Consider the following 13,089-nt stretch of genomic DNA (forward strand, 5'->3'; position numbering starts at 1 on the left):
CATCCGGCACGGCCGAGCATAGTGCCCCTGCCGGCGACGTTGACACTGCTGGGGCTGGCCCCTATGCTCGCCGGCCGATGCCCGTCCGTCTCCGCCTCCTCCGTCACTGCGTCGCCGGCCTTGCCGCCGCCGCGGTCTTCGGCGCCTCGGCGGCCCCGGACTCGCCGGCCACCCCCGCGCAGAACGGCGACGCCGTGATGCAGCTGCTGCAGCAGAAGGGCCTGGTGCCGTCGGCAGCGGCCGTGTCCGACACCACGCAGGGCATCGTCCAGCAGGTGCGCGACACCGCATCGGACCTGGTGATGTCGGCGATGAACTTCCTCGGCGTGCCCTACCGCCGCGGCGGCAACAACGCCGAAGAGGGCTTCGACTGCAGCGGCTTCACGCGCCACGTCTTCGAGCGCAGCCTGGGCCTGGTGCTGCCGCGACGCGCCGACCAGCAGGCCAAGGACGGCGCGCTGACCAAGGTCTCGCGCGACGAGCTCAAGCCCGGCGACCTGGTGTTCTTCAACACGATGCGGCGCGCCTTCTCGCACGTCGGCATCTACATCGGCGACGGCAAGTTCATCCACGCGCCGCGCACCGGCAGCGAAGTCCGCATCGAGGACATGCGCCAGTCCTACTGGATGAAGCGCTTCAACGGCGCACGCCGCGCCGACCTCGAGGAACTCCCGCAGGCCGAGGCCACCCCCTCCCGCCCCTGAGCGGGAGACCCCTGACCCGACGTCGGGGGCCCGAACCGGCAGAATCGCAGGATGGGCGAGAGCTTCATCCCTTTGGCCGACCTGCGAGCCCGCGCCACATCGCCCGTGGTGCCCCTCGACGCGACAGCGCCCACCGGCCACCTGGCCGACCGCCTCGGGCGGCCGCTGCGTGACCTGCGCATCTCGGTCACCGACCGCTGCAACTTCCGCTGCGGCTACTGCATGCCGAGCGAGGTCTTCGACCGGCGCTACCGCTTCCTGCCGCACGACGCGCTGCTGAGCTTCGAGGAGATCACGCGCGTCGCATCGGTGTTCCTGGCCCACGGCGTGCGCAAGCTCCGCCTCACCGGCGGCGAGCCGCTGCTGCGCAAGCAGTTGCCCTCGCTGGTCGAACAGCTGGCTGCGCTGCGCACCGTCGACGGCACGCCGCCCGAGCTGACGCTGACGACCAACGGCAGCCTGCTCGCGCGGCTGGCCCGCCCGCTGCGCGAGGCCGGGCTGACGCGCGTGACGGTGAGCCTGGACGCACTCGACGACACGGTCTTCCGGCGCATGAACGACGTCGACTTCCCCGTCGCCGACGTGCTGCGTGGTGTCGACGCGGCGCTGGCCGCGGGCCTGGCGCCGGTCAAGCTGAACATGGTCGTGCGCCGCGGCATGAACGACCACGAAATCCTGCCGCTGGCGCGCCACGTGCGCGACACCTGGGGCCCGGCGGTTCGGCTGCGTTTCATCGAGTACATGGACGTCGGCACGAGCAACGGCTGGCGCCTGGACGAGGTGCTGCCGTCGGAACAGCTGCGCGAGCGCCTGGACGCCGCCTTCGGCCTGGAGCCGCTGCTGCCGGCCTCGCCCGACGAGACCGCCGAGCGCTGGCGCTGGCGCGACGGGCGCGGCGAGATCGGCCTGATCTCCAGCGTCACCAAGGCCTTCTGCGGCGACTGCAGCCGCGCCCGGCTGTCGACCGAAGGCAAGCTCTTCACCTGCCTGTTCGCCACCCGTGGCCACGATCTGCGCTCGCTGCTGCGCGGCGGCGCCAGCGACGCGCAGATCGCCGCCGCGGTCGGCGGCGTGTGGTCGGCGCGCGCCGACCGCTATTCCGAGCAGCGCGGCGAGCACACCGCCGCGCCGGACGAGCGCCGCATCGAGATGCACTACATCGGCGGCTGATGGCGGCCACGGCGATCTCGCGCGACGAGGTCACGGGCCTCGTGCTGGCCGGCGGGCTGGGACGGCGCATGGGCGGCGTCGACAAGGGCCTGCTCGCCTGGCAGGGCCGGCCGCTGGCGCAGCACGCGCTGCAACGGCTGGCGCCGCAGGTCGGTGCGCTGGCGGTCAGCGCCAACCGCCATCTCGACACCTATGCCGGCTTCGGCGTGCCGGTGCTGACCGACACGCTGCCGGGTTCGCTGGGGCCGCTGGCCGGGCTGCTGGCCGGCCTGCACCACGCCCGCACACGCTGGCTGGCCGTCGTGCCCTGCGACGCGCCGTACTTCCCGGCCGACCTCGTCGCGCGCCTGGCGGCCGGCCGTGGCGGCGCGCCGATCGGCTACGCTCGCGCCGCGCGCACGCATCCGGTGTTCTGCCTCGTCGACACGGCGCTGGCCGATACGCTGGACGCGGCACTCGCCGGCGGCGAACGCCGCGTCGAGCACTGGCTGCGCGCGTCGGGCGGTGTCGCCGTCGATTTCGACGACGAGGCCGCATTCGCCAACTTCAACACCCCGGAGACGCTGAACGATGGCTGAGGCCACGACGCCGATCGCGGCGATCGCCGACGACCTGGCCTGCCACGGCGAGACCGACCTGCCGCTGGCCGCGGTGCAGAACGCGCTCACCCGCCTGGTGCAGCCGGTCGCCGGCACCGAGCCCGTGGCGCTGAAAGACGCGCTCGGCCGCGTGCTGTCCGCCGACCTGGTGTCGCCGCTGGACGTGCCGGCGCAGGACAACTCGGCGATGGACGGCTACTCGTTCGCCGGCGCCGCGCTGGCCGCCGACGGCCCGACGGTGCTGCCGGTCGCCGGGCGCGCACTCGCCGGCCACGGCTTCGACGGCCCGGCGCCGGCCGGGGCCTGCATCCGCATCATGACCGGCGCACCGCTGCCGGCCGGCCACGACAGCGTCGTGCCGCAGGAGCTGGTGACCGTGGCCGACGGCCGCGTGACGATCCCCGCCGGCGCCGTGCGTGCCGGCCAGCACTGCCGCCGCCGCGGCGAGGACCTGCGCCAGGGCGGTGTCGCCGTGCCCGCCGGCCGCCGGCTGCGCGCGTCCGACCTGGGTCTGGCCGCGTCGCTGGGCCAGCCGACGCTCGTCGTGCGCCGCCGGCCGCGCATCGCCTTCTTCAGCACCGGCGACGAGCTGACCGCACCGGGCGAGCCGCTGGCGCCCGGCGCCATCTACGACAGCAACCGCACGACGCTGGGCGCACTGCTCGCCGGGCTGGGCGTCGACGCCGTCGACCTGGGCCGCGTGCGCGACGACCCGCAGGCCCTCGCCAACGCGCTGCGCGCCGGCGCCGCCTGCGACGCGATCGTCAGCTCCGGCGGCGTCAGCGTCGGCGACGCCGACCACACGCGCGCCGTGCTGGCCGGCGCCGGCGAGGTGCTGTTCTGGCGCATGGCGCTGCGCCCGGGCCGGCCGATGGCCGTCGGCCGGCTGCATGGCGGCACACTGTACTTCGGCCTGCCGGGCAACCCGGTGGCAGCGATGGTGTGTTTCCAGGTGCTGGTGCGCGACGCGCTGCTGCGCCTGGGCGGCGCGACGCCGCGGCCGCTGCCGACCGTCGTCGCCCGCGCCGCGGTGGCGCTGAAGAAGCGCCCGGGGCGCAGCGAGTTCCAGCGCGGCGTGCTCTCGCGTGGCGCCGATGGCGACTGGGAAGTCGCGCCGACAGGCGACCAGGGCTCGGGCCTGCTCAGCAGCATGAGCCGCGCCGACGGCCTGATCGTGCTCGCGCACGATCGCGGCCCGGTGGCCGCCGGCGAGCGTGTCGAGGTGCTGCCCTTCGACGCGCTCGGCTGACGGCGGCGCTCAGGCGGCCGGGGCCGCCTCGGCCTCGGTGATCTCGCCCGGCACGCGTTCACGCGCCAGCAGCGTGTAGACCGTCGGCACGACGAAGATCGTCAGCAGCGTGCCCAGCGACATGCCGCCGACGATGACCCAGCCGATCTGGTGCCGGCTCTCGGCGCCGGCACCGCTGGCCAGCGCCAGCGGCAGCGCACCCAGCACCATCGCGCCGGTGGTCATCAGGATCGGCCGCAGGCGCAGGCTGGCCGCCTCGACGACCGCCTCGCGCAGCGCCTTGCCCTGGCGGCGCAGCTGGTTGGAGAACTCGACGATCAGGATGCCGTGCTTGGTGATCAGCCCGACCAGCGTCACCAGCCCGATCTGCGAATAGACGTTCAGCGTGCCGCCGGAGAGCTTCAACGCCAGCAGCGCGCCGACCATCGACAGCGGCACCGACAGCAGGATCACGAACGGGTCGATGAAGCTCTCGAACTGCGCCGACAGCACGAGGAAGATGAACAGCAGCGCGAGCACGAACACGAGCCCCAGCGCGCCCGAGGACGCGCGGAACTCGCGGCTGACGCCGTTGAGCTCGGTCGCGTAGCCGGCCGGCAGCGTGCGCGCCGCGGCCTCGTCCATGAAGGCCAGCGCCTCGCCGAGCGAATAACCCGGCGCCAGCGACGCGGTGATGCTGACCGAGCGCCGCTGGTTGAAGTGGTTCAGCTCGCGCGGGCTGACCGACTCGCGCAAGCTCACCAGCGAGGACAGCGGCACCATCGCGCCGCTGTCGCTGCGCACGAAGAGCTTCTCGATGTCCTGCGGCGACGCCCGGCCGCTGGTGCCGGTCTGCAGGATGACGTCGTACTGCTCGGCGTCGCGCTTGTAGCGCGTGACGTTGCGGCTGCCGAGCATCGTTTCGACGGTGCGCGCGACGGTGCCCACCGAAACCCCCATGTCGGCGGCGCGCTGGCGGTCGACGTCGAGGTAGATCTCGGGCTTGTTCAGCTCCAGGTCGCTGTCGACCTGCACCAGCCCGGGGTTCTTCGCCATCTCGGCCATCAGCGCGCGCGTGGCCTGCGCCATGTTGGTGTAGGAGTCGCTGCTGACGACGACGAAGTTCAGCGGCCGCTCGCGGAAGCCCTGGCCCAGGCTGGGCGGCGTGATCGGGAAGACGTTGACGCCGGGCAGCTGGCGCACCTGGGGCAGCAGGGCCTGCGCCAGTTCCTGCGTCGTGCGTTCGCGTTCGCTCCAGTCGACGGTGCGCATCACCGCCGAGGCGCTGGAGACCTGGCCGCCGCCGACGAACATGAAGCGCCGGTCGAACTCGGGGAAGGTCGCGGCGATGCCGTCGAGCGCGTCGAGGTAGCGCGCGGTGTACTCCAGCGTCGAGCCGTCGGGCGCGCGCACCGGCATGATGATGACGCCGCGGTCCTCGATCGGCGCCAGTTCGCTCTTGGCGGTCATGAACAGCCAGGCGCTGGCGCCGCCGCAGGCCAGCATCACCAAGACGACGGCCCAGCGCAGGTTCAGCGAGGCCACCAGCGCACGGCTGTAGGCCGCCGACAGGCGGTCCAGGCCGCGCTCCATCCAGCGGTCGAAGCGTGTCGGCTTCGTCTCGTGGCGCAGCAGCTTGCTGCACAGCATCGGCGTCAGCGTCAGCGCGACGAAACCCGAGACCAGCACCGCGCCGGCCAGCGTCAGCGCGAATTCGCCGAACAGCCGCCCGGTGCGCCCCGGCGTGAAGGCCAGCGGCGCGAACACCGCGGCCAGCGTCAGCGTCATCGCGACGACCGCGAAGCTGATCTCGCGCACGCCCTTCAGCGCCGCCTGGAACGGGCTCAGCCCTTCCTCGATGTGGCGGAAGATGTTCTCGAGCACGACGATCGCGTCGTCGACGACGAGGCCGATCGCCAGCACCAGCGCCAGCAGCGTCAGCGTGTTGATCGAGAAGCCGGCCGCGGCGATCAGCGCGAAGCTGCCGATCAGGCTGACGGGTATCGTCACCAGCGGGATGAACGACGCGCGCAGCGTGCGCAGGAAGACGAAGACCACCAGCGCGACCAGCACCACCGCCTCGGCGATGGTGTGATAGACGGCCTTGATCGACCGGTCGATGAAGACCGAGTTGTCGTTGGCCAGCGTCGCGGTGACACCCGGCGGCAGCTCGCGCTGCAGCTCGGGCAGCAGCGCGCGCACGCCGGCAGCGACGTCCAGCGGGTTGGCGGTGGCGTTGCGGATCACGCCGGTGCTGACCGACGGCACGCCGTTCAGGCGCACGCGCGAGCGCTCGCTGGCCGCGCCTTCCTCGACCCGCGCGACGTCGCGCAGCCGCACCGTGTAGCCGCCGACGGTCTTCAGCGCCACCTGCTCGAACTGCTCGACGGTGTTGAGGTCGGTGCGCGCGGTGACGTTGAACTCGCGCTGGCGGCTCTCGATGCGGCCGGCCGGCACCTCCAGGTTCTGCGCCCGCAGCGCGTCCTCGACGTCCTGCACCGTCAGGCGGTGGGCCGCCAGACGGTCGGGGTCGAGCCAGACGCGCATCGAGTAGGCGCGGTCGCCGCCGATCTGCACGTCGGCGACACCGGGCACGGTCTGCAGCCGCGGCTTGATGACGCGGGTGATGACCTCGGTGAGCTTCAGCGGATCGATGCCCTCGCCGGTGTAGGCGATCCAGACGGTGGGCGTGGCGTCGGCCTCGACCTTGGCGATGACCGGCTCGTCGACCGCGTCGGGCAGCCGCCCGCGCACGCGCGAGACGCGGTCGCGCACCTCGGCGGCGGCGGTGTCCGGGTCCTTCTCGAGCTTGAAGCGCACCGTGATCTGGCTGCGCTCGGTGCGCGAGATCGAGGTCATGATGTCGACGCCGTCGATGCCGGCGATCGAGTCCTCGAGCGGCTTCGTCACCTGGCTCTCGATGACCTCGGAGGCGGCGCCGACCAGCGTCGTCGACACCGTGACCACCGGCTCGTCGATCTTCGGGTACTCGCGCACCGTCAGCTCGCGGAACGAGACCAGGCCGATCAGCACCAGCAGCAGCGACATCACCGTCGCCAGCACCGGGCGGCGGATCGAGATTTCGGACAGGCGCACGGCGCGGCCCTCCGTCAGGCCGCGGCCGAGGCCGCGGCGGACGCGGGCGTCGCAGCCCCCGGGCGCAGCTCGACGGCGCGCACCGCCGGCTTGTCGCCGCGCAGCCGGGCGTGCCCGGCGGTCACGACCGCGTCACCCTCGGCAACACCGCCGAGCAGTTCGACGACGCCGGGCCGGCGCAGCCCGATGCGCGCCTCGACACGCTCGGCGCGCGCCGGGCCGTCGGCCTGGACCACCTTCCAGACGTACTGGCGGCCCCCTTCGGGCACCAGCGCCTCCTCGGGCACGACCAGCGCGTCCTCGCGCACCGCGAAGACGACGCGCGGCCGCGCGAACATGCCGGGCTTCAGCCGCGCGGTGGCGTCGGCGACCCGCGCGCGCACCAGCACCGCGCGCCCTTCGGCGTCGACCTGGGTGTCCAGCGCCTCGATGCGGCCGACGAAGGACTGGCCGGGCAGCGCGTCCAGCTCCAGCGCCACCGCCTGGCCGGCGGCCAGGCGCGGCAGGTAGCGTTCGGGCAGCGTGAAGTCGACCGACAGCGAGGACAGGTCGTCGAGCGTGACGATGTCGGCACCGGCCTGCACGAAGCTGCCGAGGTCGACGCGGCGGATGCCGGCCGTGCCGTCGAAAGGCGCGACCAGGCGCATGCGCTGCACCTCGGCGCGCGCCAGCGCGACCTGGGCCTCGGCGACGTCCAGCGTCGCGGCGTTCTGGTCCACCGCACTCTGGCTGACGAAACCCTGCGCGAGCAGCTCGCGGCTGCGCGCGAGGTTGGTGCGCGCGATCTGCGCCTGGGCCTGGGCCTGACGCAGCTGGGCCTGCTGCAGCGTGTCGTCGAGCTGCACCAGCAGCTGGCCGCGGCGCACGCGCTCGCCGTTGCGGAAGCCGAAGCCGGCGATGCGGCCGGCGACCTCGGGCCGCAGCACGACGGTCTGCGCGGCGCGCAGCGAACCCACGGCCTGGGCATCGTCGGCCAGGCGCATGCGGCGCACGCGGCCGATCTCGACGGCCGTGGCATCCGTCGACGCGGCGGCGCCGGCCGGCACCGCGGCAGACGCCGGAGCCGGGCCGCGCTGCTGCCACCACCAGGCCATCGTGCCGGCCAGCGCAATGCCGATCACCGCCACGAACGTATGAACCCGCTTCAAGACCGCTGCACTCCGTCGAAAGGCAAACCGCCGAATGTAGCGTTTCGTTGCGACCGCCCGTGCAGGCCGGCCCTCACGCCCGCCGAAGCCGGGGACATCAACGCCGCACGGACTCGCAGCCTCGGTTGGCCAGCGCGTCGGCGCGCTCGTTGCCGGGATCGCCGGCGTGGCCCTTGACCCATTGCCAGGACGTGTCGTGCGAGGACGCCAGCGCGTCCAGTTGCTGCCAGAGCTCGGCGTTCTTCACCGGCTTCTTGTCGGCGGTGCGCCAGCCACGCTGCTTCCAGCCGTGGATCCAGCTCGTGATGCCGTTGCGCACGTACTCGCTGTCGGTGTAGATCGCGACCTTGCAGCGCCGCTTCAGGCTGGTGAGCGCCTGGATCACCGCCATCAGCTCCATGCGGTTGTTGGTCGTCAGCGGCTCGCCGCCCCAGAGTTCCTTCTCGTGCTCGCCGCTGCGCAGCCAGGCGCCCCAGCCGCCGGGGCCCGGATTGCCCTTGCAGGCGCCGTCGGTGTAGATCACCACTTCGTTCATTCAGATGTCCGCTTCCACCGGCTCGCGGTTCGCGACCGCGGCCGTCGCCGCCTTGACCCGGCGGCGTTCGTTCTTCAACAGGCCGACCAGGCGCATGCCGCGCACACGCTTGACGGCCACCAGGAAATACGCCGCACCCAGCACCGGCCACCAGCGGTCGCCCACCGGGTCCATCCACTCGAAACGCTGCAGCCAGCGCTCGGAGCTCAGCGGCGGCCGGTAGCAGCCGAAGCGCCCGCTCTCGATGTGAAAGCCCAGCAGCCGCAGCCAGTCGCGCAGCCGCCAGTAGCCGATGAACTCGCCGGCGCGCGGCAGGTAGGTGGGCTGGCCTCGGCCCAGGCCGATGCCGCGCCAGGCGTGGCCGGAACGCTGCCGCAGCGCCCACAGGCTCGCCGGGTTGAGCCCCGAGATGACGAGCCGGCCCTCGGGCACGAGGATGCGTTCGACCTCGCGCAGCAGCTGGTGCGGGTCGGCGGCCAGCTCCAGCGCGTGCGGCAGCACGACCAGGTCGACGCTGTGCTGCGGGAAGGGCAGCGCGTCGAACTCGCAGTACAGCGCCACCGGCGCCGGCTGCGTCGTGATCAGCGCGTCGCGCGGCGGCGGCAGCTCGATCGGCTCCGGCGTCACCAGCGAGCCGCAGGCCACCCAGCGGTGCGGCATGCGGTTGGCGCGCAGGCCCTGGATCTCGGGCAGGCCCAGTTGCAGCGCGTGAAACCCGAAAGCATCGGTCACCGCGCGGTCCAGGCGGTCCTGCTCCCACTCCAGCAGGTAGCGGCCGGCCGGGGATTGGAGCCAGACCCCCAACTCTATAATCGACTGGTCGCGCGTCATATGAATCTGGTCGCCCTCCCCGCCTTTGCCGACAACGTCATCTGGATGCTGCACGACGGCCACGACGCCGCGGTGGTCGATCCGGGGGACGCGGCGCCGGTGGCGGCCGAACTCGACGCCCGGGGCTTGCGCCTGGCGGCGATTCTAGTGACGCACCACCACGGGGATCACGTCGGCGGCATCGCCGCGCTGCGCCCCCGGCTGCAGGGCCCGGTCTGGGGCCCGGCGCGCGAAGACATTCCCACCCCCTTCGTGCCCGTGCACGGCGGTGACCGCATCGAGCTGCTGGGCCGGGCGTTCGAGGTGATCGACGTGCCCGGCCACACCGCCGGCCACGTCGCCTTCTTCGAGCACGGCGCCGCGCGCGAGCCGCTGCTGTTCTGCGGCGACACGCTGTTCTCGGCCGGCTGCGGCCGGCTGTTCGAAGGCACGGCGGCGCAGATGGCGGCCTCGCTGGCCCGCCTGGCCGCGCTGCCCGACGACACGCGCATCTGCTGCGCCCACGAGTACACGCTCTCCAACCTGGCCTTCGCCGCCGCGGTGGAGCCCGGCAACGAGAAGATCGCGGCCTACACTGCGCTGTGTCAGGACCGGCGCGCCGCCGGCCGGCTCACACTCCCGGCGGTGCTCGGTCACGAGCGCGACGTCAATCCGTTCCTGCGCTGTCGCGAGGCCGCCGTCGTGGCCGCGGCCCGGGAACAGGGCGCCGCCTCCGGGCAGGAAGTCGACGTGTTCGCCGCACTGCGAAACTGGAAGAACCGATACCGATGACGCCTCCGACGACTTCGCTGCGGCGCTGCTGCGCCCTGGCTGCCGCAGCGCTGGCCGCCGCACTCGCCGGCTGCGCCGGCACGCCCCTGGCCGCCGGCGACGCCGCCGCGCCGGTTGCGGCCGCGACGCCGGCCGCCCCGACGTCTTCTGCCGCGCGCCGGGCCGATGGCCCGACCCCGGGCGCGCTGATCCTCTCGCGCGACGGCCAGCGCCAACCCGAGCTGGTGCCCGCCCCGCCGCTGGAGGGCGAGCCGGCCACCGTGTCCGACGCGACCCGCGCCGACGCTGCTGCCGCCGACAACGACCTCTGGGTGCGCGTGCGCGGCGGCTTCACGATGGCCGAGCTCGACGACGACTACGTGCGCAAGTGGGAGCAGTGGTACGCCACGCGGCCCGACTACGTGCAGCGCATGGCCGAACGCGGCGGTCGCTACCTGTTCCACGTCATCGAGGAAGTCGAGCGTCGCGGCCTGCCGACCGAGCTCGCGCTGCTGCCCTTCATCGAGAGCGCGTTCAACCCGCAGGCGCTGTCCAGCGCCCGCGCCGCCGGCATGTGGCAGTTCATGCCGATGACCGGCCGCGACTTCGAGCTCAAGCAGAACCTGTTCCGTGACGACCGCCGCGACGTGCTGGCCTCGACGCGCGCCGCGCTCGACTATCTGCAGCGCCTGTACGGCCAGTTCGGCGACTGGCACCTGGCGCTGGCGGCCTACAACTGGGGCCAGGGCAACGTGCAGCGCGCCATCGCGCGCAACCTCAAGGCCGGCAAGCCCACCGACTACGCGTCGCTGAAGATGCCGGCCGAGACGCGCAACTACGTGCCCAAGCTGCAGGCGGTGAAGAACCTGGTCCTGCGCCCCGAGGCCTACTCGATCACGCTGCCGGCGCTGCAGAACCACCCGTTCTTCCTCAGCGTGCCGATCGAGCGCGACATCGACGTCGCGCTCGCCGCGCGCCTGGCCGGGCTGTCGCTGGAGGAGTTCCAGGCGCTGAACCCGCAGATGAACAAGCCGGTGATCCTGGCTGCGGCGACGCCGCGTGTGCTGCTGCCCTACGACAACGCCAACCACTTCGTCGAGCGGCTCAAGGAGCACCGCGGCCCGCTGGCCACCTGGACGGCCTGGGTCGCGCCGCGCACGCTGAAGCCGGCCGAGGCCGCGCGCCAGGTCGGCATGCCCGAGGCCCAGCTACGCGAGGTCAACCGCATCCCGCCGCGCATGCTGGTCAAGGTGGGCTCGACGCTGCTCGTGCTGCGTGCCGCGCACGCCACCGAGAACGTCAAGGAACACGTCGCCGAGAACGCGATGATGGTGCTGGCGCCCGAGGCCCGGCCGCTGCGCAAGCTGACGCTCAAGGCCGGCCGCGGCGACACCGTGGCCACGGTGGCCAGGCGCTACAAGGTCAGCGCCGCGCAGGTCGCGCAGTGGAACGACGTCGGTCCGCGCGCGAGCTTCAAGCCGGGGCAGAAGATCGTCGTGATGGTCGCCTCCGGACCGGCCAAGGCCAAGCGCCCGGCCGCCAAGACGGCCTCGGCGAAGGTCAAGGCCAAGGCTCCGGCGGCCAAGACCCGGACCGCAGCGTCCAAGGCCAAGGCGTCGACCTCATCCAACGCGAAGAAGCCGCGCTGAGGCCGGCGCGCCCGGCATCCCCCGGGCGGCCACGCCCACGCGCCGAGGGGTCCGGCACGATGTGCGCCGTCGCCCGCGACAATGCGCCCAGATGCCCATGAACATCATCATCCTCGACGACTACCAGGACGCGGTGCGCAAGCTGCGCTGCGCGGCGCGGCTCGAGCCGCTGAACGCGAAGGTGTTCACCAACACGGTCAAGGGCATCGGCCAGCTGTCGGTGCGGCTGCGCGACGCCGACGTGCTGGTGCTGATCCGCGAGCGCACGCACTTCCCGCGGGCGCTGCTGGAGAAGCTGCCGCGGCTGAAGCTGATCTCGCAGACCGGGCGCGTCGGGCCGCACATCGACGTTGCCGCCTGCACGCGGCTGGGCATCGCGGTGGCCGAGGGTGTCGGCTCGCCGGTGGCGCCGGCCGAGCTGACCTGGGCGCTGATCATGGCCTCGATGCGCCGGCTGCCGCAGTACGTCGGCAACCTCAAGCACGGCGCGTGGCAGCAGTCGGGGCTGAAGTCGGCCTCGATGCCGCCCAACTTCGGCATCGGCATGGTGCTGCACGGCAAGACGCTGGGCATCTGGGGCTATGGCCGCATCGGCCGCATGGTGGCCAGCTACGGCCGCGCCTTCGGCATGACGGTGATGGTCTGGGGCAGCGAGGAGTCGCGCGCGCATGCGCTGGCCGACGGCCACCTGGCCGCCGAGAGCCGCGAGGCCTTCTTCGAGCAGAGCGACGTGCTCAGCATGCACCTGCGTCTGGGCGAGACGACACGCGGCATGGTCAAGCTCGACGACCTGGCGCGCATGAAGCCGACGGCGCTGTTCGTCAACACGTCCCGCGCCGAGATCGTCGAAGACAACGCCCTGGTCTCCGCGCTGAACAAGGGCCGCCCCGGCATGGCCGCGGTCGACGTCTTCGAAAGCGAACCGATCCTCCAGGGCCACCCGCTGCTGCGCCTGGAAAACGCCGTCTGCACCCCGCACATCGGCTACGTCGAGCAGGACAGCTACGAAACCTACTTCGGCGCCGCGTTCGACAACGTCATCAACTTCGTCAACAACAACCCGACGAACATCGTCAACCCGGACGCGCTGAAGGTGCTGCGCTGAGGCGAGGCGGGCCCGGATTCACGGCCGAGGTCCGGGGGCAGAAGTCTGAAGAAGTCTGGAAGTCTGGGGTCAGGTCTCTCAAGACCTGACCCCACCTTGCGGAGGTCCGGGGTCAGATGTCTGAAGAAGTCTGGGTCAGGAGGTCCGGGGTCAGAAGTCCGGGGTCAGGTCTCTCAAGACCTGACCCCATCTTGCGCTTGACCCCATCTTGCGCTTGACCCCATCTTGCGCTGAAGGTGCTCCGCTAACGCGAACAGCGAGCAAGCTCGGAATT

General features: G+C 72.3%; 11 protein-coding genes. 7 read left to right on the forward strand and 4 right to left on the reverse strand.

The window, feature by feature from the left end; translation table 11 throughout:
- The first annotated feature begins 77 nt into the window (after positions 1-77).
- Genes LOC65_RS14755 through glp form a run of 4 tightly spaced genes read left to right on the forward strand, consistent with a single transcriptional unit; the run spans position 78 to position 3,722 of the window.
- Positions 78-704 carry a C40 family peptidase gene (locus LOC65_RS14755; protein WP_009857654.1) on the forward strand — a complete coding sequence of 209 codons (627 nt, stop codon included), beginning with the start codon at positions 78-80 and terminating at the stop codon, positions 702-704.
- Positions 705-755: 51 nt separating this feature from the next.
- Positions 756-1,874 (forward strand): GTP 3',8-cyclase MoaA, encoded by a 1,119-nt coding sequence (moaA, locus tag LOC65_RS14760; RefSeq protein ID WP_230248091.1) that lies wholly within the window; start codon positions 756-758, stop codon positions 1,872-1,874.
- Entirely contained in the window at positions 1,874-2,452 is a 579-nt protein-coding gene (gene mobA / locus LOC65_RS14765; RefSeq protein ID WP_230248092.1) for a molybdenum cofactor guanylyltransferase MobA, read from the forward strand. The genes moaA and mobA overlap by 1 nt, the downstream gene beginning before the upstream one ends.
- Positions 2,445-3,722 carry a gephyrin-like molybdotransferase Glp gene (gene glp / locus LOC65_RS14770; RefSeq protein ID WP_230248093.1) on the forward strand — a complete coding sequence of 426 codons (1,278 nt, stop codon included), beginning with the start codon at positions 2,445-2,447 and terminating at the stop codon, positions 3,720-3,722. Before mobA ends, glp begins: the two co-directional genes overlap by 8 nt.
- 9 nt (positions 3,723-3,731) lie before the next feature.
- Here the strand turns inward: glp and LOC65_RS14775 are convergent, their stop codons facing one another.
- The 4 genes from LOC65_RS14775 to LOC65_RS14790 all read right to left on the reverse strand — a co-directional run bounded on the left by LOC65_RS14775 (position 3,732) and on the right by LOC65_RS14790 (position 9,311).
- Positions 3,732-6,797 (reverse strand): efflux RND transporter permease subunit, encoded by a 3,066-nt coding sequence (locus tag LOC65_RS14775; protein WP_230248094.1) that lies wholly within the window; start codon positions 6,795-6,797, stop codon positions 3,732-3,734.
- A 14-nt stretch (positions 6,798-6,811) separates the two neighbouring features.
- Positions 6,812-7,918, reverse strand: a complete 1,107-nt coding sequence (locus LOC65_RS14780; RefSeq protein WP_230248095.1) for an efflux RND transporter periplasmic adaptor subunit — start codon at positions 7,916-7,918, stop codon at positions 6,812-6,814.
- Positions 7,919-8,042: 124 nt separating this feature from the next.
- Entirely contained in the window at positions 8,043-8,480 is a 438-nt protein-coding gene (rnhA, locus tag LOC65_RS14785; RefSeq protein WP_230248096.1) for a ribonuclease HI, read from the reverse strand.
- Positions 8,481-9,311 (reverse strand): class I SAM-dependent methyltransferase, encoded by an 831-nt coding sequence (locus tag LOC65_RS14790; RefSeq protein ID WP_029718794.1) that lies wholly within the window; start codon positions 9,309-9,311, stop codon positions 8,481-8,483. It abuts the gene before it with no gap.
- Here LOC65_RS14790 and gloB point away from each other — a divergent pair, their 5' ends adjacent.
- The 3 genes from gloB (at position 9,312) to LOC65_RS14805 (ending at position 12,815) form a co-directional block, all read left to right on the forward strand.
- A complete protein-coding gene (gene gloB / locus LOC65_RS14795; protein WP_009857662.1) occupies positions 9,312-10,082 on the forward strand; it encodes a hydroxyacylglutathione hydrolase in 771 nt (256 codons plus the stop codon).
- Entirely contained in the window at positions 10,079-11,710 is a 1,632-nt protein-coding gene (locus LOC65_RS14800; protein ID WP_230248097.1) for a transglycosylase SLT domain-containing protein, read from the forward strand. The genes gloB and LOC65_RS14800 overlap by 4 nt, the downstream gene beginning before the upstream one ends.
- A 97-nt stretch (positions 11,711-11,807) precedes the next feature.
- The gene (locus LOC65_RS14805; protein WP_230248098.1) at positions 11,808-12,815 is read left to right on the forward strand and encodes a D-2-hydroxyacid dehydrogenase family protein; all 1,008 of its coding nucleotides are present in this window, start codon (positions 11,808-11,810) and stop codon (positions 12,813-12,815) included.
- Positions 12,816-13,089: the final 274 nt, after the last annotated feature.

The sequence above is a fragment of the Rubrivivax sp. JA1055 genome (assembly GCF_020966565.1).
Lineage (GTDB): Bacteria > Pseudomonadota > Gammaproteobacteria > Burkholderiales > Burkholderiaceae_C > Rubrivivax > Rubrivivax benzoatilyticus.

Bases quoted from the DNA above. Each gene is read 5' to 3' on its own strand.
- LOC65_RS14755 (WP_009857654.1), top strand. From the start codon at position 78: ATGCCCGTCCGTCTCCGCCTCCTCCGTCACTGCGTCGCCGGCCTTGCC.
- moaA (WP_230248091.1), top strand. From the start codon at position 756: ATGGGCGAGAGCTTCATCCCTTTGGCCGACCTGCGAGCCCGCGCCACA.
- mobA (WP_230248092.1), top strand. From the start codon at position 1,874: ATGGCGGCCACGGCGATCTCGCGCGACGAGGTCACGGGCCTCGTGCTG.
- glp (WP_230248093.1), top strand. From the start codon at position 2,445: ATGGCTGAGGCCACGACGCCGATCGCGGCGATCGCCGACGACCTGGCC.
- rnhA (WP_230248096.1), bottom strand. From the start codon at position 8,480: ATGAACGAAGTGGTGATCTACACCGACGGCGCCTGCAAGGGCAATCCG.
- LOC65_RS14790 (WP_029718794.1), bottom strand. From the start codon at position 9,311: ATGACGCGCGACCAGTCGATTATAGAGTTGGGGGTCTGGCTCCAATCC.
- gloB (WP_009857662.1), top strand. From the start codon at position 9,312: ATGAATCTGGTCGCCCTCCCCGCCTTTGCCGACAACGTCATCTGGATG.
- LOC65_RS14800 (WP_230248097.1), top strand. From the start codon at position 10,079: ATGACGCCTCCGACGACTTCGCTGCGGCGCTGCTGCGCCCTGGCTGCC.
- LOC65_RS14805 (WP_230248098.1), top strand. From the start codon at position 11,808: ATGAACATCATCATCCTCGACGACTACCAGGACGCGGTGCGCAAGCTG.